We start from the raw sequence: 552 nt of genomic DNA, 5'->3' as shown, positions 1-552 counted from the left end.
ATCGCGACCTGCGGGATGCCTTGCGACGACATCTGCGCCTGGTTGTAGAAGATGCGGCCGAAATGGCGCTCGTCCGGAAAGATCTCGTCCTGGAGTGGCAGGAAGGCGCCGCCGGAATCCACCATGTAGACGCAGGGGAGATTGTTCTGCCGCGCGATGTCCTGCGCGCGCAGATGCTTCTTCACGGTCATCGGATAATAGGTGCCGCCCTTGATGGTGGCGTCGTTGGCGACGATCACGCATTCACGGCCCGAGATGCACCCCACGCCTGTGACGACGCTCGCCGAATGCACGTCGCCGCCATAGAGGCCGTAGGCCGCCAGCGGCGACAGCTCCAGGAACGAGGTCCCGGGATCGACCAGCAGGTCAACGCGCTCGCGCGCCAGCATCTTGCCGCGCGAGGTGTGGCGGTTGCGCGAGACCTCGCCGCCGCCGCCGGCAACCTGGCTGAGCTTTTCGCGCAGGTCCGCGACAAGCGAGCGCATGGCCTCGGCATTGCGGGCAAAGTCTGATGAAGACGGATCGATGCTGGAATGGAGCGGCATGTTGTCC

1 protein-coding gene is annotated in these 552 nt (G+C 65.0%); it reads right to left on the bottom strand.

The genetic code is table 11. The features are described 5' to 3' along the window. On the bottom strand, window positions 1-545 hold a 545-nt coding region (locus AC1D00_RS44595; protein ID WP_477015143.1), incomplete at its 3' end, for a carboxyl transferase domain-containing protein. Window positions 546-552 lie beyond the last annotated feature (7 nt).

It is taken from the genome of Bradyrhizobium sp. P2_E8, assembly GCF_056403875.1.
This window is presented reverse-complemented; position numbering and strand designations above follow the sequence as displayed.